The sequence below is a fragment of the Limnothrix sp. HT2024 genome, from assembly GCF_059138625.1.
Genome location: NZ_CM181121.1, coordinates 3462501 through 3483843 on the forward strand (window position 1 = coordinate 3462501; position 21343 = coordinate 3483843).

A 21343-nucleotide genomic window follows, 5' to 3' on the forward strand; every position below is an offset into this window, starting at 1 on the left:
GGGCGTTGGGTTTATCGTCGGTTGCGCCCAGGGTTTGCGGATGTGCTTTAGGAGATGCGGGATCCGACCGGGTGAATGCATCAATGCTGAGTAGTTTCTGCTAAGGTGTTTGGAACCTGCAAATTCGCGGTTTACCGGATCTGTGTCACGGTGCGAAGATCTGGTGATTATCCTTGGTTGGAGTCTGACCGTCCTTAGCCCTAATGAACGATATTGTTATTTCGCTCCAGAGTGTTTCCAAGTCGTTTCAGCGGTATGCGAAGCCGGTCGATCGCCTGAAGGAGTTGCTGTTACCGAATCATCAGCAAGCGGATGTGTTTTGGGCGGTTAAAGATCTCAACCTTGAGGTTCCCCGAGGACAAACCTTAGGCATTGTGGGCCGAAACGGCTCTGGGAAAAGTACAACATTGCAGATGGTTGTGGGAACGTTGCAACCCTCCAGTGGTTCCGTACAAGTTCAAGGGCGAATTTCTGCACTTTTGGAGTTAGGAAGCGGCTTTAACCCGGAATTTACGGGTCGGCAAAATGTATTTTTTAATGCCCAAATGTTGGGTCTGTCACGCCGAGAAGTAGAGGCAAAGTTTGATCAAATCGCTGCATTTGCGGATATTGGCGAATTTTTAGATGAGCCAGTCAAGACTTACTCGAGTGGCATGTTTGTACGGTTAGCATTTGCCGTTGCCATTCATTCGGAGCCTGATATTTTGGTGGTTGACGAAGCTCTCTCTGTAGGGGATGAAGCTTTTCAGCGAAAGTGTTTTGCGAAGATTCATGCGGTTCGAGATGCAGGAGGAACGATTCTTTTTGTTTCTCATGGAGCATCAACAATTATCGAACTGTGCGATCGCGCTATCTTGCTGGATCGTGGTGAGCTGTTATTAGATGGTAATCCTAAATTAGTTGTTGATAAGTATCAAAAACTTAGCTACGCTCCACCCAACAAAGCTCAGGAACTACGAGAAGAAATTCGGCGCTTAAATGGCTCAGAAGCTAATATTTTTAGCCACAAGGAACTAACCATTATTGAAAGCATGGCAGCTTCAGCGGATCTGCTGCAACCGGTTGCGCCCCGGACTCCGCAGAAGCACCTGGGAACAACCCGGCTTAAGGCCTACTTTGATGCTCAGATGCAGCCGCCACAGACGATCGCCTATATTTCTCGGGGCGCAAAGATTCAGGATCCGAAAATTACAACTTTAAATGGCGAGGTGGTGAACTATCTTGTTGGTCGGGATGAGTATCTGTACACTTACACCGTGAAATTTGAGCAAGATGTGACGCAGGTTCGCTTCGGAATGCTCATTAAAACCGTGAGCGGCTTGGAGTTAGGTGGCGCATCGTTGGTGGGGCGTAATTTTGCGATCGAGCAGGTGAAAGCTGGGTCGGTTGCAAAGATCAAGTTTCGATTTAAGTGTCTGTTAAATGCAGGCGCTTACTTTATGAATGCTGGAGTTTCTGGAACCATCGATGGGCATTTTGGCTATTTAGATCGCTGGATTGATGCGGCTATGTTTAAGGTACAGGTGGAAGATTTTTCCCATGCCAGTGGCATTATCGATTGGGTAGTGGATCCTGATGTAACGGTTTATGCGGGGCCTACATCTGCCATGACATTGCCGCTCAATGCTTCAGAATCGTGAGGATTTTGCAGGTTTAATTGGTTTTAAGGATTGACATTTTTTCTGAATCATCTAACCTATGGGGCGATTTGCATCCTACTTGAAGCATTGCCATAGTTTTTTTGATTCATCTGTTGATTTATTTGTTAATGGTTATGGCTCATTCGGTATCTGAAAATTTACTGCCCAGTAACATGCCGCTGATTGTGGCAGGAATGCATCGATCGGGCACTTCTTTGATGACGGCGGTGGTGGGAGCGCTTGGTGTAGATTTGGGCAATCGCCTGCTAGATGGCGATATTCATAATGCCAAGGGATATTTTGAAGATGTCGATTTTCTAGAATTTCAACGCCGAATTTTGCAGGAGCGATCGCCTGCAAATGATTTGGGTTGGCCAGACTGGGGCTGGACGGAAAGCGAGCAGCTAAATTTACAAAATCTGGATGCTTATCTGCCGGATGCTAAAGCTTTAATTGCCAGTCGATCGAGCCAAGGATTGTGGGGATGGAAAGACCCAAGAACAACTCTACTCTTAAACTTTTGGGCTGATTTACTGCCCAATGCTCGCTATCTACTAGTTTATCGATTTCCTTGGGATGTGGCTGATTCAGTGTTGCGAGTCAATCATCCAACATTTGTGGCAAACCCCGATTATGCGCTACGCAGTTGGTATGTTTATAATCGATCGCTCCTCAGGTTCTATGAGAAACATCAAGATCAGAGTTTACTAATCAATGTCAATACTTTTTTAGAGCAACCGGAAACCGGCTTGAAGCTATTACAAAGCAAGCTGAACTTAACAATTCAGGAGAACCATGCTGAGCCGGAAGTTCTGTCTAAGATTTTTGACCCTAAACTTTTTGCAACCTTGGGTTGGGATTACCCACTAGTTCGATCGCTCTATACAATTGCGCCGCGATACTTTTCACTCTTAAAAGCATTGGATCAAGTGGCAGATTTATCCAGTTCTATGCCGGATTGGGTCACTGTCGCGCCCAGCATTGATGGAAATCCACCAGTTTATGATGGTGTGCCGCCAGAACGTGCTGTGTTGTCTCTGCATGGTTGCTTGATTCAGAATAATTTTCGCCATCAACAGGAAATGCATCAACTATCTCAACAGTTTGCAGAAAAACTAGATCAGACGCAGGCGCAGCTCAAAATGGTTGAGCAATCTAAAGGTTGGCGGATACAGCAAGCTTTGAAACGTCTGAAAGCCAAGTTTGTGTAGGGCGATTGATCATGAACTCAGGTATGCCCCAACAGGAATTTGTGATTCCTACGGTTGCTGAAGAACCGGTGCTGTTATCTGTGGTGATTCCCTGCTATAACCATGGTGAATTTCTGAATGAGGCGATCGCCAGTGTGGAAAGCTGTGGCGGGAGTCATTGGGAAATTATTATTGTGAATGATGGCTCAACGGATCCACTGACTCTTGAACAACTCTCAGTTCTTAAAGCTCAAGGCTATCAAGTTATTGATCAGGAAAATCAGGGGCTATCGGCTGCCAGAAACCGTGGAATTCAAGCAGCAAAAGGTTGTTATATTTTGCCCTTGGATGCGGATAATTGTGTAAAGCTTCCATACCTGACTCGGGCGATCGAGCTGTTAGAGCAAAATCCAGAAGTAGGTGTCGTTTATGGCAACTTAGAGCGATTTGGAGCCGAGTCTGGGTTGGTGCAAGTGCCTCGATTTTCGGTCGATCTGTTGCTGCGAGGTAATGCGATCGATGCCTGTGCCGTGTTTCGGCGCTCAATCTGGTCAGAAGTTGGCGGCTATGACTCCAAAATTCCTGACCAACTGGGCTATGAAGATTGGGATTTTTGGCTCAGTATTGTTGAACGGGGCTGGCAGTTTCTACACTTGGAAGCGGTGGGGTTTGCCTATCGTTGTCGCCCGGCTTCGATGGTCAGTGGTTGCAATATTCCTGAGCAACGATCGCGCCTGTTTGAATATATTTGCGCCAAACATGCCAAGCTTTATGCAGCGCATTTTCCAGCAGTCTTTGCGGGTAAGGAGGCGGAAAGACTAGCAGCGGTGATTGAGTGTGAGCGGCTGCAAAATGATTTGCTGGATGCTCAAGAGACGTTAACCCTGGAGCGCGATCGCTTGCAACAGTTGCGCGATCGCCAAGTGAATCAACTAGCCGAGTTAGCTGAGTTACGACAATCGCAATCGTTTCTAAAAGCAGAACTCGATCGCCTGCTTGTACATTGTGCGGCTCAGTCAGAGCAAATTCAAGCGCAACAAATGCAACTTCAGCAAATGTCTACCACCCTCGAATCAACCCGAATAACGGCACAAATGCCCTGGTGGCGACGGCTCAAAAGACGGCTTAAACGTGGTCTAATGTTTAACTAGTTTTGGGTCGGTTTTTGATCAATTTTTGACCAATCAATTCTTTGATTAGTCTATTCATCAACTCAAAGCTGGTTGCCAAGTTTAAATCAAAAAATTCTAATTCATCGATCATTTCAGTCACAAGTAGTTTCAAGAAACTAGTTTAGAGTATGAAGCCTAGCTTTCTAATTATTGGTGTGCAAAAGGGAGGAACCACTTCTCTTTATCAATATTTGCTGCAACATCCTCAAATTCAGTCGGCAGCAACTAAAGAAGTCCATTTCTTTGATTTGCAGTGGAACCAGGGAATTGATTGGTATCTGCAACAGTTTCCTGCTAACTCAGAGCCTCATGAAATGACTGGTGAAGCCAGTCCCTACTATATTTTTCATCCTCTGGTGGCTCAACGGGCTTGGGAATTTGATCCAAACTTAAAAATTATTGTTCTATTACGAAATCCAGTCGATCGCGCCTTGTCTCACTACTACCATGAAGTGCGGTGGCAGTTTGAATCTTTGGACTTGGAAGCGGCTTTGAATGCGGAATCGGAGCGTTTGGCCGGCGAAGCCGATCGTTTTCGATCGGATCCAGCCTATCAAAGCTATGCCTACCAGCATTACAGCTATGTGGCTCGGGGACGCTACGCCGAACAGCTCGAACCTTGGCGATCGCGCTTCGGGTCTGATCAACTGCTGATTCTGAACAGTGAAAAATTCTACCAGCATCCCCAAGGAACCCTGGCGCGAGTTGTGCAATTTTTAGGATTACCAGCCCATGAATTTTCAGGATTTACTAAATATAATGCCGGTGATTATCCTACTCCGAACTCTGTGATTTATGAGCGCCTTAAATCACGATTTCTTGAAGCTAACCAAGATCTCAAAAATTACCTAAAACAGTATTTTCCAGAAGCTTGGCAAGCTGAGTTTGCTAATCAATCAGATTGGTTAATTGAATAAGATTCATTGAAAATTAAATCACCAGCTCAAAAATTTAGGCTCTAGCGTAATCTTGCTGCCAAGCGTGATTTTCAGGACTATTGCAGGCAAAATAGAAAGGTTGTCTTGCGATTTTCCCTGAGCGAACCGCAATGTCTAGCGCCTCTCCCTCTGACCAGACCAAAACGCCCAAAATTATTGTTTTGGACGATGACCCAACGGGTTCCCAAACGGTTCATAGTTGCTTGCTGCTGATGCGCTGGGACGTGGAAACCCTTTGTTTGGGGTTGGAGGATGCGTCGCCAATTGTGTTTGTGCTGACTAACACGCGGGCTTTGACGGCGGAGGCGGCCGACGCGGTGACGCGGGAGGTTTGTCGCAATCTGAAGCAGGCGATCGCCCAAGTGGGGCTGACGGATTGGCTGGTGGTGAGCCGATCGGACTCAACCCTGCGCGGCCACTACCCCGTGGAGACCGACGCGATCGCGGAGGAGTTGGGGCCCTTTGATGCTCATTTTCTGGTGCCGGCCTTTTTTGAAGGGGGGCGCGTCACCCGCGACAGTGTGCATTACCTGAAGGTGAATGGCGTGGATACCCCCGTCCACGAAACGGAATTTGCCCGCGATTCGGTGTTTGGTTATCGCTACAGCTACTTGCCGGACTATGTGGCGGAAAAAACGGCGGGGCGAATTCCCGCCGACCGGGTGGAGCGGTTTCAATTGGCCGATTTGCGCGGCGATCGACTGACCCTGGAGCAACGACTGCAAGCCCTAACCGGTAATCAATGCTGCGTGGTGGATGGGGAAGTGCAGGCAGATTTAAATCAATTTGCAGCAGCCCTGTTGTCTCAGGCAAGCCAGGGGAAGCGATTCCTGTTCCGATCGGCCGCCAGCATTCTGACGGCCTTGGCAGCCCTGCCGCCCCAGCCGGTGGCCGCCGAAGCCATGGCCCAGTATGTCCGAGACGGGCGATCGGGGGTGGCGATTGTGGGTTCCCACGTGCGCAAAACCACCGAACAGCTTCAGCAATTGCTGGCGGAGCCGGGAGTGGTGGGCATTGAAGTACCTGTGGCAGAACTGCAAGGGATCGATCGCGCTGCCATTGCCGCTAGCCTGTGCGATCGTGTGTTGGCAGAGGTGCAGCGGGTGCGCGCCGATGGTAAAACACCTGTGATCTACACCAGCCGCCAGGAGTTGACCTTTGAGACGGTGGACATTCGCTTGGGATTTGGGCAAGCGGTCTCAGCCCTGCTGATGGCGATCGAGCGGGGGTTGCCGGAGGATATTGGTTACCTCATCAGCAAAGGGGGCATTACCTCCAATGACACCCTCAGCGACGGTTTAGCCCTGCGATCGGCCCGACTGCTAGGCCAGATCTTGCCCGGTGTGTCCGTCGTCAAAACCGCCGACCATCATCCGCAATTTCCAAACTTGCCCGTGGTTTTATTTCCGGGCAATGTGGGCGATGCCAATGCGCTGGCATTGGTCTATCGCCGCCTCAGCCAGATTTAGTGCAATTTCCTGCCCTAAGCGATTGCTGCTTCATCTGTTCAGTTACTGTTCAACTTCTGTGCGATCGGTTGAGTTTGCCTATGAGTTTGCCTAGATCTCCTAGCCCAGTGCGGAGGGTTGAAGGGGCCCGACCCACCAACAACCAACTGCAGAACTGAAGTACAACAGACAGAAGGAGCATCGGAAGGCTCGAACTTGCCCCAAAACCCTTGCCATGGGGTCTCTCTGGGCGTAAGGGTAAAAACAAAGATAGGATCCTCAAGGCCAGCGGTAAATATCCGCCAAAATCGGTGACGATCAGCTAGAACGGCTGACGAGCATCCAGACTCTCTCCTGTTCGCGCTCGATCGAATCCACGCCTTGAATGTGGCTTTTGAAATCCCCCGATACCATCCCTTTGCAACTGCCATCGACGATGATCCGACTGAGGAGGACACCTTGACTGATAATCCACGGCTTGCCCTGATTGAACGGATCGCCACCGCAAGGCGCGAGTGGCGCTGGGCTAATTCTGAGCTGGTGCATCTGGAAAAAGGGGTGAACGCTTGGAACCACTGGCGCTCTCGTCAGTCGGAGGCGAAACCCGACCTCAGTGGCATTGATCTGCGCGGTGTGGATCTCAAGGGGGTGAACCTGAGCCAGGCCAAGTTAATTCGAGCGGATCTCTCGGGGGCAGATTTAACCGGGGCTAATCTAACGGGGGCAGACCTAGGCCAAGCAAACCTGACCCGGGCTAATTTGCAGGGAGCCATCTTGGTCGATACGGATTTGATCTGGGCCAAGTTGGTGGAAACCAATTTGCGCAAGGCTGATTTACGGCGATCGAAGCCGATCGAAGCGGAATTTATCGGAGCTGACCTCAGCGAAGCGAGCTTGGCCGATGCCAAACTCAGCCGCGCCAGTTTTATGGATGCGGTACTTTGTCGGACGGATTTCAGTCGATCAAAGTTGCTGGAAGCCAACTTTAGCGATGCCATTTTGGCCCAGTGCAGTTTTGCCGATGCCATTTTGATTGGGGCGGATCTGTGGCGTGCCCAGTTAACCGGCGCGAATCTGACCAGTGCGACCCTAACGGGAGCCAAGCTGAATAAGGCTGATTTCACCCGGGCGAATCTGTCTTCGGCGGATTTGACGGAGGTGGAAGCAAGGGGAGCCAGGTTCATGGGAGCCGTGCTGACGGGGGCTTGCATCCAAGGCTGGGAAATTGATTCTGAAACGTCCCTCAGTGACGCGGTTTGCGATTATCTGTACCTGACGAGGGGCGATCGGCTACCGGAAGGAACCCGATCGTTCATGCCCGGCGAGTTTGAGCAAACGGTTCGCAACGAGCTGATGGCGATCGAGTGGACTTTCCCCCAGGGAATTGATTGGTCTGCTTTTGTGAGTGCTTGTCAGTCCGTGAGTGCAGTGAATCCCGATTTACAGTTGGGCTTGCAGTCCTTTGAGCAGCGGGCCAGCGGAGAGCTGGTTGTGCGACTGGATGCCACGGGGGCGCGCGATCGGGCGGCGGTGTTCCAGCAACTGCGCACGGCCTATCAGGCGGCCCTGCCTTCTCCCAAGCCTTCCGCCAAGGGAGCGCCCCCGGAACAGGAACCCAGTTGCCATAGCCTCTGGGCGATCGCTCAAACCCTGTCGCGGGTGCAGCATCTGCCCATGGCTCCCTAGGGAAGATGGGGGCGATCGATCCCTGGTTGCCCACCTCACGGGGGCCGAAATGGAGAAACCACCCTCAGAACCGCCTTTGGGGCCAGGGGGTTCAACAATGGTTTGGTATCCTAGAGACGGCCATCTGTGCAGTCGTCCTATTTTTTCCATCGATTATTGTCAGAATGTTGCCCAGCAGATCTTGTTAACGTCCTCGTCAGATCTGGTTTATGGCGCAATTGATGACCCGAATTGATGCGATTGGGATCTGTGCCGCTTGCCTAGTCCATCCGAAAGCCTGAGAATTTTGCAGCCTTTCTACGCATCCTGAAGCATTCCCAATGGCATCCATCCGCGAGCTACACCAACAACTCGTTCGCAAAGAGCGCTCGGCCGTCGAGATCGCCCGCGAAGCGCTTGACCACATTGCCCAAACCGAGCCACGGGTGAAGAGTTTCTTGACCCTGACGGCTGATTTGGCCCTGGAGCAAGCCCAGCGTGTGGATGCCAAAATTGCAGCGGGCGAGTCGATCGGCCCCCTAGCTGGCATCCCGATCGCCATCAAAGACAACATGTGTACGCGCGGCATTCGCACCACCTGCGCGTCCAAAATGTTGGATAACTTTGTGCCGCCCTACGAATCCACCGTGACCCAAAAGCTCTTCGATGCGGGAGCGGTGATGGTCGGCAAGACCAACCTGGACGAGTTTGCCATGGGCAGCTCCACGGAAAACTCTGCTTTCCAAGTGACGGCGAATCCCTGGGACTTGGAGCGCGTGCCCGGTGGTTCCTCCGGTGGGTCGGCGGCGGCCGTCGCGGCCGGTCAGTGCCTGGTCTCGATCGGTTCCGATACCGGTGGCTCTATCCGTCAGCCCGCTGCCTTCTGTGGCGTGGTTGGCCTGAAACCCACCTATGGCCTCGTGTCTCGCTATGGGCTGGTGGCCTTTGCCTCTTCGCTGGATCAAGTCGGGCCCTTTGGGCGATCGGTGGAAGATACGGCCCTGCTTCTGGGGACGATCGCGGGGTATGACCCCAAAGATTCCACCAGTTTGAATGTGCCGATTCCCAACTATGCCAAGAGTCTGCTTCCGGATTTCCGCCCCAAGAGCAAGCTAAAGGTAGGGGTGATTCAAGAAACCTTCGGTGCTGGCCTGGACGCGGAAGTGGAAAAGGCCGTTGAAGATGCCCTGAAGGTGCTTCAGGAGCTGGGTGCTGAAATTGAGGTGGTCTCCTGCCCTCGATTCCGCTACGGGTTGCCAACCTACTACATCATTGCGCCGTCAGAAGCTTCAGCGAACCTGGCGCGTTACGACGGGGTGAAGTATGGTTTCCGGGCCCCCGGCGAGAACCTACTCGAGATGTATGAAAAAACCCGCGCCGCAGGGTTTGGCTCTGAAGTTAAACGGCGGATTGCGATCGGGACCTATGCCCTGTCGGCTGGTTACTACGATGCCTATTACCTGCGGGCCCAAAAGGTGCGCACCCTGATTAAGCAAGACTTTGAGCGAGCTTTTGCGCGGGTGGATGTGCTGATTTCGCCCACGGCCCCCACCACGGCCTTCAAGGCGGGTGAAAAGACTGATGATCCGGTGTCTATGTACCTGTCGGATTTGATGACGATTCCGGTGAACTTGGCCGGCTTGCCTGCCCTGAGCTTGCCCTGTGGTTTTGATCGCAACGGAATGCCGATCGGGATGCAAATCATTGGCGATGTGCTGCGGGAAGATTTGGTGCTGGAAGTGGCCCATGCCTATGAACAGGCAACTCACTGGCATGTGAAACGACCGGAGATCGCCCCCGACTAATTACGCTTCGTTTAGCGGTTTTCGACAGACTCCATGGGCTATCCCCGATCGATTAACGATCCTTCGCGACCGGTTTTGCGTGCTGTGGTGTTAGTGGCCCATGGCAGTCGCGATCATCGTCCCCGTCAAGCGGTGGAGTTGTTGGCGAGTCGGCTTTCGGCAATGCTGGCGGCGGCCAACGTGCGATCAATTGTGGCCGTTGCCCAGTTGGAGGGAGCCAGCACGCCGCTGCATCAGCAGCTCGTGGGGTTCGCCCAACGCGCGCGATCGGCTGGGGCGGTGCGGGTGGAAATTATTCCCCTCTTTTTGTCGATGGGGGTTCATGCCACGGTGGATGTCCCCGAGGAAGTGGCCCTGGCCACCCAAAGCATGGGGCCCCAATGGGACGATCGATGGCAGCTCTATCCCCCCCTGGGTGTATGGCCTGGGTTGGATCGGGTCATGACAGAGGAGTGGCGCAAGGTGGCGGTGGAGTTGCCGCGCCGGGTTTGGGTGCTGGTGACCCATGGCAGCCGAAACCCGCTGGGCAATCAGTTGGTGGAGCAGTTGGCGGAGCAGTTGGGCATCACGCTCGCTTACTGGTCGATCGCCCCAACGCTGCTCGATCGGCTCACGGAGTTTGCGGCTGCGGGCCACCGGGCGATCGGCATCTTTCCCTATTTCCTGTTTGCCGGTAGTCTCACCGATGCCTTATTTGAGCAGGTATATAGCTGGCAGCGCGATCACACCGATGTGGATGTGCAATGGCTGGAGCCGATCGGCCCGGCGGCCTCCTTGGTTCGGCTCATGGCCAGTCAGTTGCTCGACGACCTCAACGACTGAACACTTTCCTTGGGCAGCCAATTCCTTGACGAACAAAGTCCAAGCAACCAAAAACAAGACCAAAACGCGAAAAACAAAATCGGGCTAGCCACAAGGACTAACCCGATTGTTGGTTCAAAAATAAATTGTCGAACGAGATTCAGTGGTTTGCCGGGTCACAAGGGGCCGTGACCCCCTGCAACCGAACATCCAAGCTGAGCGTTGGTGCGGGGATTAGCCGAGCAGGGCCTTAGCCTTATCCAACACGTTCTCGACGGTGAAGCCGAACTTCTCCATCAACACGCCACCGGGAGCCGAAGCGCCGAAGGTGTCCGTCCCGATCGAAGCGCCGGCCGAACCCACGTAGCGGGCCCAACCGAAGGTCGTGCCAGCTTCCACCGACAACCGCTTGGTGACAGCAGCGGGCAGCACCGATTCCTTGTATTCAGCGCTTTGCTCGTCGAACAGTTCCATGCAGGGCATCGACACCACGCGCACCTTGTGGCCGGCAGCGGTCAGTTGCTCGGCAGCGGCGACGCAGAGGCTGACTTCCGAACCGGTACCGATCAGGATCAGTTCGGGCGTGCCTTCGCAATCGACGATCACGTAAGCACCTTGGGCCACCTTATCCGCGCTGGAACCAGCCAAGTTAGGCAGGTTTTGGCGGGTCAGGGCCAGGGCGCTGGGGCGCTTGCGGTTGGCCACGGCCACCTTGTAAGCACCGGAGGTTTCCGTGCCGTCGGCGGGGCGCAGGGTCAACAGGTTGGGGATGATCCGCAACGAGGCGATCGTTTCCACGGGTTGGTGGGTCGGGCCATCTTCACCCAGGGCGATCGAATCGTGGGTCAACACGTAGATCACACCGGCTTCTGCCAGGGCCGACAGGCGCATTGCACCGCGCATGTAGTCTGCGAACACCAGGAAGGTGGCGCAGTAGGGAATCAGACCCGAGTTGTGCAGGGCGATGCCGTTGCAGATGGCGGCCATGCCGTGCTCGCGCACCCCAAAGCGGACGTTACGGTTTTCGTAAGCACCCTTTTGGAAGTCGCCGGAGCACTTCAGCTCAGTCAAGTTGGAGTGGGTCAAGTCCGCCGAACCGCCGATCAACTCGGGCAGTTTGGGGGCGATCGCATTCAGGCAAATTTCCGAATGCTTCCGGGTTGCCACCGCTTTGTCAGCGGGGGTGTAGGTGGGCAGATCCGCATCCCAACCTTGGGGCAGTTCACCACGCAGCAACCGCTCAAATTCAGCGGCATCGGCGGCGTACTGGGTCTTGTATTGGGCGAAGATGCTGTTCCACTCGGCTTCCAAGCTGGCACCGGTTTCGATCGCCTGCTTCGTCCAGCCCTCGGTGACTTCGGCGGGCACTTCAAATTCGCCATAGCTCCAACCCAGGCTTTCGCGGGTCAGCTTCACTTCATCGGGGCCCAACGCCGCACCGTGTACGCCAGCGGTGTTGGCCTTGTTTGGCGAACCATAGCCGATCGTGGTGGTGACCTTGATCAGGGTCGGCTTGTCAGTGACGGCCTTGGCTTCTTCGATCGCCTTCGCGATCGCGGCCAAATCCGTGTTGCCGTTGGTCACGTGGATCGTGTGCCAACCGTAAGCTTCAAACCGCTTGCTGACATCTTCGGTAAAGGAAATATCCGTGTTACCGTCGATCGAAATGTGGTTGTCGTCGTACAGCGCGATCAGCTTGCCCAAGCCCCAGTGGCCAGCCAAGGAACAAGCTTCACCGGACACGCCTTCCATGTTGCAGCCATCGCCCAGGATCACGTAGGTGTAGTGATCGACGATCTTGGCATCGGGCTTGTTGAATTTGGCGGCCAAATGGGCTTCCGCGGCGGCCAAGCCCACAGCATTACAAATCCCCTGACCCAGAGGGCCCGTGGTAACTTCCACGCCGGGGGTTTCAAAGTTCTCGGGGTGGCCGGGCGTGCGCGATCCCCACTGACGGAAATTCTTGATGTCTTCAATGGTCACGCTGTCGTAGCCCGTCAGATGTAGCAGCGCATACTGCAACATACAGCCGTGGCCAGCCGACAATACGAAGCGATCACGGTTAAACCAGTTCGGATTCTTGGGATTGAAACGGAGGAACTGATTCCATAGCACATAGGCCATGGGAGCCGCGCCCATCGGCAGACCGGGGTGACCCGAGTTCGCCTTCTGAACGGCATCGATCGCCAAAAAGCGAATGGCATTAATAGACAGTTCGTCGAGGGATTGGGTAGCGACAGCCATACTTGCTCGAACTCGTTCGACTGGAGAAGGTGAGTGGGGGACAGCGATCGGCGCGCGCCGCGATCTCAAGAAACAGCTAAATCCCGGGGTGTAGAGCGCGCGTCGCAGTAGGCAGATAGACTACGACCGCCCGAGTTAGCCCCTACACTATCTCACCAGAGGGGAATGGGAGCAAGCAGACGGTGGAATTGCTGCATGGGGAAGTCTTTGAGAGCCTGAGCGGGGCCACGGAGGGCTTAAAAAAGGTTTGATGACGGGGCGATCGGGACGGAAATTGACCCAGACAGCGGGCGATCGACCACTCCATGAACCCGCTCCACGAACCCGCTAATTTTCATTAATTTTCATCGGTTAACCGGTGCTTAAGCTGCGCCGTGCCTAAGCCGCCTTGGGAAAGTACTCAAGAATGCCTTCATTGGAATGGCTTCATTGCCGATCGCGTCAGGCCGTGAGTTGATGGATCGGGATGAGAGCTGATGGATTTGACATGGATTTTGACGTTGAGGAGTAGGGTGGCGGGCCATGATTTTTGATGCAGCGAGATGATTCTTAATTGACCTGTAACCTTTGTTGTCATTTTGAGTTGCTGTTTTGAGTTGCGATCGGGCTAGTTAATTTGCATCCCGTAGTGGGGGATACAACTTTTGGGTTAGCTTTTGCCTAGGGTATGTTTGAGGGTAGGCTAAACATACATGGCTTCTAGGGTTCCGGCAGCTTCAAGGTCATTCCAAAAGAATTCCAAAGTGCTGTGACTGGTCCGAGAGAAGCAAGCTGATGGCTCAGTGGCATGACCAGTGGATTTATCCCCAATTCTCTGGCCTTGAAAACCAGCTTTGAGCATCAGTTACACGGCGGGATAAAAGCCCGGGAGGTCAAAGGCACATCGCGTGGATTGCCTGGAACCACCGGGCTTTGTCGTTCGGATTTTCGGGCAATTCGCGCAGGTGACCTCAGCCGAATGGAGCGATCGATTCGGCCCCATTTCCGTAGTCATTTGCAAACCCAAACCCCCATCGCGATCGATGAGCATTTTTGAACGTCCCAACTATCAGGGTGGCGAATCCGAAGCCAAACGTGCCTTGGATTTAGAAGCTCGGCTGCCCATGACCGGCTGGCAGCAGGAAGTAGATCAGGCGCTGCGGTTCGGATTGGAAGCCGCCGACAGCATTAAAGATCGAACGATTTCTACCTTTTCCCGGGGAGAACTGCCACACTATGCCGGGATTAATACCTTCATGAAAGCGCCCTACCTGGAAGATGTGAACCAGGTGGGAAATTACGACGTGGCTATTGTGGGTGTGCCCCATGATTCCGGCACAACCTACCGCCCTGGAACGCGGTTTGGCCCCCAAGGAATCCGGCGCATTTCGGCTCTGTACACGCCCTATAACTTTGAGCTGGGCATTGATTTGCGGGAACAAATTACCCTCTGCGATGTGGGGGATATTTTCACAATTCCCGCGAATAATGAGAAGTCTTTTGACCAGATTTCTAAGGGAATTGCCCACATTTTTGCATCGGGTGCGTTCCCGATTATTTTGGGCGGTGACCACTCGATCGGCTATCCCACGGTGCGGGGTGTTTGTCGCCATTTGGGGGACAAAAAAGTGGGTATTATCCACTTCGATCGCCATGTGGATACCCAAGAAACCGACCTCGATGAGCGGATGCACACCTGCCCTTGGTTCCACGCCACCAACATCAAAAATGCGCCCGCCAAGAACCTGGTGCAGTTGGGCATTGGCGGTTGGCAAGTGCCGCGCCAAGGCGTGAAGGTTTGCCGAGAACGGGCCACCAACATTTTGACCGTGACGGATATCACGGAAATTGGGCTAGACGCGGCGGTGGATTTTGCCTTGGAACGCGCCCTAGACGGCACCGACTGCGTTTATATCAGCTTTGATATCGATTGCATTGATGCGGGGTTTGTGCCGGGGACGGGCTGGCCGGAGCCGGGCGGGTTGCTGCCTCGGGAGGCGTTGTATCTGCTGTCGCGGATTATTCGCCAAGCGCCGATCTGTGGCTTGGAGGTGGTGGAGGTGTCGCCGCCCTACGACATCAGCGACATGACTTCCCTGATGGCCACGCGGGTGATTTGCGATGCGATGGCGAATTTGGTGCTGTCGGGACAGTTGCCGCGCCGGGAAAAGCCGTCCTATATCCACGAGGAAGCACAGATTTTTGAGGATGGCTGGTCTTAGTTGCCCTGACGTTTTTGGGGACTGGTCATGAAACTCAGATATCTCGCCCAGTATCCGATCTCTCAACCCAGTGCCAGACCTCTAACCCAGTTAAGGAATAGGTGCGCCCATGCATGAAGTCGATATGACCCGATCGCTCGTGTTGACGTTGCGGGATTGGTGGGAGTCCCAGCCCGATCGCCCGCAAATTTCGCGGGTACATCTGCGGGTGGGGGATTTCACCTGCGTGGAACCGGCGGGGCTAGTGTTTGCCTTCGATGCCTATCGGGAAGGGACATTTCTGGCGGCGGCGGAGTTGGTGGTTGAGTCGGTGCCGTTGGTGGCCTTTTGCCATACCTGCCAAGCGGACTATCGGCCGGAGATGGGTTTGCATTATGCCTGCCCCACCTGTGGCGCACCGATGGAGGACATTCGATCGGGTCGGGAGCTGAAAATTTCCCACATTGAATATCAGAATGCTCACCGGGAAACCCAAACCGATCGCTGGGCTGCGGCCTAGTGGCGCTGCTGCGGGGCGCGTTGTCTTGGCGGCAGCCGATCCCCTCCTAAGGGACGGCATTGAAACGGCTGATCCCAATTTGGTTTAGCGCAAATCCACCCTGAACGGCTGTTGCTGACTGTTCCTGGCTATCTCGAATTCTGGCTATCCCGAATTCTGGCTATTTCTGAACGATCGGGTTTTCGACCCTGATTTTTGGTTTTCCTTCTCATTGCCTGATTTTCTGTTGTTTTGCTGTTGCTTGCCTTAGGAGACGATCGCCATGCACCAAACCTTTGATGCGGCCTTGGAAATGAATCTGCTGCACGCTAACCAGGCGGGAGCAGACCACAATCGCGAGCATTTTGATGAGTGGGGGATCACTTGCCTGAATCTGATGAGCAGCCCTGGGGCGGGGAAAACCTCCCTGCTGGAGGCGACCCTGAGCGCGTTGCAATCGGAATTGGCGATCGCGGTCATTGAAGGGGACATGACCACGGAGCTGGATGCCGATCGCCTGCGGCGGTGTGGCGTGCCGGTGGTGGCGATCAACACAGGGCGATCGTGCCATCTGGATGCGCGGATGGTCTCTGGGGGCATCCATCAGCTCAAGGCGTTGGTGGATCCCCAAACGATCGATTTGGTCGTGGTGGAAAACGTTGGAAATTTGGTTTGTCCCGCTGAATTTGAGGTGGGTGAACATGCCAAGGTGGCGCTCCTGAGCGTCACGGAAGGGGAAGACAAGCCCCTGAAATATCCGGTGATGTTTCGGGAGGCCGATTGCTTGCTGATCACCAAAACGGATTTGGCCCCCTATTTGGAAGTGGATCTCGATCGGATCATGGCCAACGTGCGGCAAATCAACCCGGAGGTGGCGATTTTCCCGGTCAGTGCCAAAACTGGTGAAGGGTTAGCCGATTGGTTGAACTGGGTGCGCCAGGCCACAGGGCGATCGATCCAGCCGGCCACGACTCAACCGGGCGATCGGGTCGCCACCTTGGCCAGCGTCTAAAACCTTGCAGGGCAGTTCTTCGGAATTGCCCTGTGTTGTTTGGAGGGGGTGATTGAGTTAATCCTGTTTGCTCAATTCCGATCCCTGGCTCCCTGGGTTTTGAATTCCCTGGTTTTGAATTGCTAATCTTCCCGTCCATTCACTGAACCCTGCATAAAAGCCCCTGAAAGCCTATGAATGCCCTTAAGCTGAACGCCCTGAAACGCCGTCGATTGCTCAGTTGGTTGGGCTGTTTTTTGGCCGCCCTGTTTCTTTCCATTAGTTGTGCGCCCGCGCCCGACTCCGGTGGCGGCCCCAACGCCACCCCCGGCAGTTCCACCGCCCCGATCGTCCGGATGGGTTTTAGCGTTTGGCCCGGTTGGGTGCCTTGGCAGGTGACCCAAGAAGCCAAAATCTTTGCCCAAAACCAAGTGAATGTGGATTTGAAATGGTTTGACGGCTATTTAGATTCAATTAACGCCCTGAATGCGGGGCAGTTGGATGCCAATGCCCAAACCCTGAACGACACGATTAGTTCTTTGGCCGCTGGGGCCGATCAGGTAATTGTTTTAACCAATGACAACTCCACGGGCAATGACAAAATCATTGTCAGTGCTGAGATTAAAACAATTGCTGATTTGAAAGGAAAACGGGTGGCTGTTGAAGAAGGAACCGTTGACCATTTCCTATTGCTCTTGGGCTTGAAAAAGGCTGGCTTGGCTCCGGAGGATATTCAAATTCAGCCGTTGGAAACTGGCGCGGCGGCGGCGGCTTTTGTGGCCGGCCAGGTGGATGCGGTGGGCGTTTTTGCACCCTTCACCACGAAGGCCTTGGAGCGCCCCGGCAGCCGTGAACTCTTCAGTTCTCGGGACTTTCCGGGAGCCGTTTCCGATCACTTGGCAGTCAGCCGCAAGCTGGTGGATGAGCAACCGGCGGCCGTGCAAGCTTTGGTGGATAGTTGGTTTGCCACGCTGGATTACATTAAGCAAAATCCCGAAAAATCCTACAGCATCATGGCCCAACGGGCGGGGGTTTCCGTTGAGGAATATCGGGAATATGAGGCAGGAACCAAGATCTTCACCCTTGAGGATAATTTGAAGGCCTTTCAGCCGGGAAATGATCGCTCTTCGTTGGTGTTTGCTGCCCAAGAAATTTCGGACTTTTTAACCAGTTCTGGATTGGCAAAGTCGAAGCCAAATCTGAACAAACTCTTTGACGATCGCTTCGTGAAGGCCCACGCCGCCAAACGTCAACCGGCAACCTAGTAGCGCGGCAGGCTGACTGTGATCGGTCAAGTCAAATGCTGGTTATCGTGACCCGATCGTTAGGCAGCAAGGGGCTTAAGCCCCTTGTTACAACGACTGACTCCGCAGCTTTAACCCAATCGATTAAGGTAGCCGCGCTACTAGGGCGAGCCTCCAGTCTGCTGCCCGATCGCCCCTTTCATGGCCCTGCAAACTCACCCCCTTTCCCCAGACCATGACTTCCCATGTGCCCATTCCCCATAATCCGCCCCTAGTGCGCGACCCGGGGCCCGCTCGGATGCTGCGCCCCAGCACCTTTTGGACGATCGCCGATTCGATTCCGTCCCGGCTCAGTTGGCTGTTGATGGGGTTGTCGATCGGGGTGCCCTTGGTGCTGTGGTGGCTGCTGGCCAGCACGGGCTGGGTGCGGCCCCTGTTTTTGCCCTCGCCGGCCCAAGTGGTGGGGGCGATCGGGCAGCTTTGGAACAGCGGCGCATTGCCCAAGGATATTCAATTCAGTTTGATGCGGATTTTGGGTGGGTTTGCCCTGGCCACGGTGATTGCCATTCCCCTGGGCACTTTGATGGGCACATTCGCCAGCATTCGATCGCTCCTGGAGCCGATCGTGGGCATTGTGCGCTACATGCCCGCCACTGCCTTCATTCCGTTGTTGATTTTGTATTTCGGCCTCGGAGAAGTGCCCAAAATTCTCTTGGTTTTTATTGGCACACTCTTTTTCAACACCTTGATGGTGATGGACTCGGTGAAGTTTGTCCCCAAGGAAATGATCGAAGCCACCTATACCCTGGGTGGCAATCGATTACAGGTGCTCTTTCAGGTCATCTTTCCTTACATCACTCCCGGAATAATCGACACTTGCCGGGTGAACATGGCGGCGGCTTGGAACCTGGTGATTGTGTCGGAACTGGTGGCGGCTACGGAGGGCTTGGGGCGGCGAATTAGTGTGGCTCAACGCTTTCTGAAAACCGATGAGATTTTCGCGGGACTGATTGTGATTGGTTTAATTGGCTTGGCAATCGATATTTTGTTTCGGATGTTTTTGCGCTTTTCCTGTCGATGGGCGGTGAAATAATCCCCAGAACAAAAAATAGCAATTATTCGATCAAACTAATTTGAACTGGGCGCAGAGTCAATGGGAACAGTAATCGCGCGATCGAATTGATTGGAACTGAGCGCGGAATTCATGAGCACGGGATCAATGAGTACGGAATGAATGAACAATGCATCTAGAAGTCAAGCATTTGTATAAGCAATTTGTCACCCGCCGTGGCCCGGTGGTGGCCCTCAAAGACATTAATTTGCATGTGGAAACGGGTGAATTTGTCTGTGCGGTGGGTGCATCCGGATCGGGAAAATCCACCATGCTGCGAATTGTGGCGGGGCTGGAGCAGCCCACGGCGGGGGATGTGTTGGTGGATGGGCAGCCGGTGACGGGGCCGGGAGCCGATCGGGGCATGGTGTTCCAGAGCTACACGCTCTACCCCTGGATGACCGTTGAGGAAAATATTAGCTTTGGGTTGAAGTTGCAGGGAGCCTCGATCGCCGATCGCTACGAACAGTCCCGCTACTACATGGATGTGGTGGGATTGTTGCCCTTCGCCAAGGCCCTGCCGAAGGAGTTGTCCGGTGGCATGAAACAGCGGGTGGCGATCGCCCGGGCCCTGGCTTCCCAGCCAAAAATTCTGTTGATGGATGAACCCTTTGGGGCGCTGGATGTGCAAACCCGTGAATCGATGCAGGGTTTTCTGCTGGAGCTGTGGCGCAATACGGGCACTACCATTTTGACCATCACCCACGACGTGGAAGAGGCGGTGTTTCTGTCGCAGCGGGTCTATGTGATGAGCGCGCGGCCGGGCACGATTCGCCGGGAATTATCGATCGAGCTACCGGCGGAACGGGATGAGGCCCTGCGGCGATCGGCCGCTTTTCAGGACTATCGCTACCAAATTTTGGATCTGTTGCGGCAGACAGAATCCACCGCTCCAGAGTTGACGACCTCGCCGCAGTCGGCCTAGGTTCTCGGTGATGGAGTTTGCCGGGGGCGATCGCCCTGCCAACCTGAGTCGCTACACCTGGATCAAGACTCATCCACAATCCGAAAGCCCAGGATGCCCATGCCCAAAACCCCGACAAAATAGACCATGACCGCCAGCACCGGACTCAGCTCCCACAGAAAATGCGTCAAGGCATAAAGCAGCGGAGTGAGCAGCAGCAGCGCCAGGAAAATTTCGGGAAGCTTCAAATAATCCATAGACCAGATCGTTACCTCTTATCGCAACGCCGCTCGACCAGCCTAATGCAACTCTGTGGCGAATCAGAATTTCCCCACGGGTTTTGTTCAATTGTGCCAGTGGCTCCCTGGGTCTTGAGCGGGCTGGCGGTGAACTGATGGGTTAAATAACTGATGAGTTAAATGATTTTGAACATTTGGTGCGATGAATATTTAGCGCGATGAATATCTGGTGTGATTAATGCTTGGCGCGACAATCGCCAAACCAGCGACGTTTCCAGCGCGATGTGGGTTCAAGGGGCGATCGCGCCTGTTCCTGGTTCTTGCGATCGAGGATCGTTGCCGCATCGTCGGTCAAGTGGGGATCGCGGTAGGGCACGGCGGCCTTGGTTTGCAAATGTTCTTGTTCTTGGGCTGAAAGGGGCGGCAAATCTAAGGGCACAAAGGCCGCCACGGTTCCGGGCCAGCGTCGGCCAAAGGGAACCGTGGCCCCTAATTGCAACCCTGCCGCCAACAGGGCCGATCGCACCGCCGCTGCGCAGGAATAGGTGGCCAAGCGGCCGTCGGGAGCCAAACAACGGCTCACCATCCCCAAAAATTCCACCGTCCACAGTTGCGGACAGCGGGGCGGTGAAAAGGGATCCAAAAAAACCGCATCGGCCCGAAAGCCCCGATCGAGGATGGGCCGCAAGGTTTGCCGCGCATCCCCCCAGAGCAGTTGCCCGCGAAATTGGGGGTTTGGCGATGGGCCGGTGATTAATTCCGGGGTGATTAATTCCCGGGTGACAGAGGCCGGAGCCGGCCCAGCAGCTTGCCCCTGTTCCGCCAGATCGGTCAACAATTGGGCGATCGCCCCGAGGATGGGTTCCGCCAATCCCAACGCTGCCCCAGCCGATCGCGCCGTGGCCAACAGGTAAGGCAAGGCCGCCCTTGTGGCCACCGGATCCAATTCCAGACCGACCCACTCCACCGCGCAGGCTGGATTCAGGGCCCAAAGGGTGGTGAGGGCGGCCGCCGTGTTGTAGCCCAAGCCATAGCAGACATCCAGGATCCGAATTACCGGTTGACTGGTTGCCCGTTGGGGTAAATGGGTGGGTTCCACAAACTTACTCAGGGCCTCTTGCCAGGCCCCTTGGCGGCTGTGGAAGGTTTCGCCAAACCGTTCTGAGCGAAAGGTCACAGACCCGTCCGCTGTGGGTTCGATCGACAAATTTCCATTTTCCGCCGAAACCCAATCGATCGCCCCTTCAACCACCCTGGAATTCATCCTGCTCG

18 protein-coding genes and 1 riboswitch (1 of these 19 running past the window's edge) are annotated in these 21343 nt (G+C 54.3%); of the genes, 15 read left to right on the plus strand and 3 right to left on the minus strand.

Translation table 11 applies throughout. The features are described from left to right. From AC2IAX_RS14025 to AC2IAX_RS14065, 9 genes are all read left to right on the plus strand, one after another. Nucleotides 1-51 carry the 3' portion of an ABC transporter permease gene (locus AC2IAX_RS14025; RefSeq protein WP_494388027.1) on the plus strand. 756 nt of this gene lie to the left of the window's left edge, so only the last 51 of its 807 coding nucleotides appear in the window; the start codon falls outside the window, past its left edge; it ends in the stop codon at nt 49-51. Nucleotides 52-203: 152 nt separating this feature from the next. Beyond that, entirely contained in the window at nt 204-1640 is a 1437-nt protein-coding gene (locus tag AC2IAX_RS14030) for an ABC transporter ATP-binding protein (RefSeq protein WP_494388028.1), read from the plus strand. Between the two features lie 134 nt (nt 1641-1774). Beyond that, a complete protein-coding gene (locus AC2IAX_RS14035; protein WP_494388029.1) occupies nt 1775-2851 on the plus strand; it encodes a sulfotransferase family protein in 1077 nt (358 codons plus the stop codon). An 11-nt stretch (nt 2852-2862) separates the two neighbouring features. Continuing rightward, complete coding sequence (locus AC2IAX_RS14040) at nt 2863-3981, plus strand: glycosyltransferase family A protein (RefSeq protein WP_494388030.1); 1119 nt, start codon at nt 2863-2865, stop codon at nt 3979-3981. A 149-nt stretch (nt 3982-4130) separates the two neighbouring features. Then, on the plus strand, nt 4131-4919 hold the full coding sequence (locus AC2IAX_RS14045) for a sulfotransferase domain-containing protein (protein WP_494388031.1): 789 nt from the start codon (nt 4131-4133) through the stop codon (nt 4917-4919). 131 nt (nt 4920-5050) lie between these two features. After that, nucleotides 5051-6409 carry a four-carbon acid sugar kinase family protein gene (locus AC2IAX_RS14050; protein WP_494388032.1) on the plus strand — a complete coding sequence of 453 codons (1359 nt, stop codon included), beginning with the start codon at nt 5051-5053 and terminating at the stop codon, nt 6407-6409. A gap of 438 nt (nt 6410-6847) precedes the next feature. Next, nucleotides 6848-8074, plus strand: a complete 1227-nt coding sequence (locus tag AC2IAX_RS14055; RefSeq protein WP_494388033.1) for a pentapeptide repeat-containing protein — start codon at nt 6848-6850, stop codon at nt 8072-8074. Nucleotides 8075-8394: 320 nt separating this feature from the next. Next, nucleotides 8395-9858, plus strand: a complete 1464-nt coding sequence (gatA, locus tag AC2IAX_RS14060; protein ID WP_099535200.1) for an Asp-tRNA(Asn)/Glu-tRNA(Gln) amidotransferase subunit GatA — start codon at nt 8395-8397, stop codon at nt 9856-9858. 33 nt (nt 9859-9891) lie between these two features. Beyond that, complete coding sequence (locus tag AC2IAX_RS14065) at nt 9892-10680, plus strand: sirohydrochlorin chelatase (RefSeq protein ID WP_494388034.1); 789 nt, start codon at nt 9892-9894, stop codon at nt 10678-10680. Between the two features lie 213 nt (nt 10681-10893). Here AC2IAX_RS14065 and tkt read toward each other — a convergent pair whose 3' ends face one another. Beyond that, nucleotides 10894-12903, minus strand: a complete 2010-nt coding sequence (tkt, locus tag AC2IAX_RS14070) for a transketolase (protein WP_494388035.1) — start codon at nt 12901-12903, stop codon at nt 10894-10896. A 688-nt stretch (nt 12904-13591) separates the two neighbouring features. Further along, nucleotides 13592-13776, plus strand: a riboswitch (guanidine-I (ykkC/yxkD leader). Between the two features lie 149 nt (nt 13777-13925). Between tkt and AC2IAX_RS14075 the strand changes: the two genes are divergently transcribed. From AC2IAX_RS14075 to AC2IAX_RS14100, 6 genes are all read left to right on the plus strand, one after another. After that, complete coding sequence (locus AC2IAX_RS14075; RefSeq protein WP_393015378.1) at nt 13926-15104, plus strand: agmatinase family protein; 1179 nt, start codon at nt 13926-13928, stop codon at nt 15102-15104. Nucleotides 15105-15213: 109 nt separating this feature from the next. Further along, a complete protein-coding gene (hypA, locus tag AC2IAX_RS14080; RefSeq protein WP_494388036.1) occupies nt 15214-15603 on the plus strand; it encodes a hydrogenase maturation nickel metallochaperone HypA in 390 nt (129 codons plus the stop codon). Nucleotides 15604-15865: 262 nt separating this feature from the next. Beyond that, nucleotides 15866-16594, plus strand: coding sequence for a hydrogenase nickel incorporation protein HypB (hypB, locus tag AC2IAX_RS14085; protein WP_494388037.1), 729 nt, complete (start codon nt 15866-15868; stop codon nt 16592-16594). Between the two features lie 197 nt (nt 16595-16791). Beyond that, on the plus strand, nt 16792-17838 hold the full coding sequence (locus AC2IAX_RS14090; protein WP_494390397.1) for an ABC transporter substrate-binding protein: 1047 nt from the start codon (nt 16792-16794) through the stop codon (nt 17836-17838). Between the two features lie 214 nt (nt 17839-18052). Continuing rightward, a complete protein-coding gene (locus tag AC2IAX_RS14095) occupies nt 18053-18910 on the plus strand; it encodes an ABC transporter permease (protein ID WP_494388038.1) in 858 nt (285 codons plus the stop codon). Between the two features lie 148 nt (nt 18911-19058). After that, the gene (locus AC2IAX_RS14100; protein WP_494388039.1) at nt 19059-19853 is read left to right on the plus strand and encodes an ABC transporter ATP-binding protein; all 795 of its coding nucleotides are present in this window, start codon (nt 19059-19061) and stop codon (nt 19851-19853) included. A gap of 62 nt (nt 19854-19915) precedes the next feature. Here the strand turns inward: AC2IAX_RS14100 and AC2IAX_RS14105 are convergent, their stop codons facing one another. Both AC2IAX_RS14105 and AC2IAX_RS14110 read right to left on the minus strand, forming a co-directional pair. After that, complete coding sequence (locus AC2IAX_RS14105; RefSeq protein WP_158234544.1) at nt 19916-20089, minus strand: hypothetical protein; 174 nt, start codon at nt 20087-20089, stop codon at nt 19916-19918. A 217-nt stretch (nt 20090-20306) separates the two neighbouring features. Then, on the minus strand, nt 20307-21335 hold the full coding sequence (locus AC2IAX_RS14110) for a tRNA (5-methylaminomethyl-2-thiouridine)(34)-methyltransferase MnmD (RefSeq protein WP_494388040.1): 1029 nt from the start codon (nt 21333-21335) through the stop codon (nt 20307-20309). Nucleotides 21336-21343: the final 8 nt, after the last annotated feature.

Bases quoted from the DNA above. Each gene is read 5' to 3' on its own strand.
- AC2IAX_RS14030 (WP_494388028.1), top strand. From the start codon at position 204: ATGAACGATATTGTTATTTCGCTCCAGAGTGTTTCCAAGTCGTTTCAG.
- AC2IAX_RS14035 (WP_494388029.1), top strand. From the start codon at position 1,775: ATGGCTCATTCGGTATCTGAAAATTTACTGCCCAGTAACATGCCGCTG.
- AC2IAX_RS14040 (WP_494388030.1), top strand. From the start codon at position 2,863: ATGAACTCAGGTATGCCCCAACAGGAATTTGTGATTCCTACGGTTGCT.
- AC2IAX_RS14045 (WP_494388031.1), top strand. From the start codon at position 4,131: ATGAAGCCTAGCTTTCTAATTATTGGTGTGCAAAAGGGAGGAACCACT.
- AC2IAX_RS14050 (WP_494388032.1), top strand. From the start codon at position 5,051: ATGTCTAGCGCCTCTCCCTCTGACCAGACCAAAACGCCCAAAATTATT.
- gatA (WP_099535200.1), top strand. From the start codon at position 8,395: ATGGCATCCATCCGCGAGCTACACCAACAACTCGTTCGCAAAGAGCGC.
- AC2IAX_RS14065 (WP_494388034.1), top strand. From the start codon at position 9,892: ATGGGCTATCCCCGATCGATTAACGATCCTTCGCGACCGGTTTTGCGT.
- tkt (WP_494388035.1), bottom strand. From the start codon at position 12,903: ATGGCTGTCGCTACCCAATCCCTCGACGAACTGTCTATTAATGCCATT.
- AC2IAX_RS14075 (WP_393015378.1), top strand. From the start codon at position 13,926: ATGAGCATTTTTGAACGTCCCAACTATCAGGGTGGCGAATCCGAAGCC.
- hypA (WP_494388036.1), top strand. From the start codon at position 15,214: ATGCATGAAGTCGATATGACCCGATCGCTCGTGTTGACGTTGCGGGAT.
- hypB (WP_494388037.1), top strand. From the start codon at position 15,866: ATGCACCAAACCTTTGATGCGGCCTTGGAAATGAATCTGCTGCACGCT.
- AC2IAX_RS14095 (WP_494388038.1), top strand. From the start codon at position 18,053: ATGACTTCCCATGTGCCCATTCCCCATAATCCGCCCCTAGTGCGCGAC.
- AC2IAX_RS14100 (WP_494388039.1), top strand. From the start codon at position 19,059: ATGCATCTAGAAGTCAAGCATTTGTATAAGCAATTTGTCACCCGCCGT.
- AC2IAX_RS14105 (WP_158234544.1), bottom strand. From the start codon at position 20,089: ATGGATTATTTGAAGCTTCCCGAAATTTTCCTGGCGCTGCTGCTGCTC.
- AC2IAX_RS14110 (WP_494388040.1), bottom strand. From the start codon at position 21,335: ATGAATTCCAGGGTGGTTGAAGGGGCGATCGATTGGGTTTCGGCGGAA.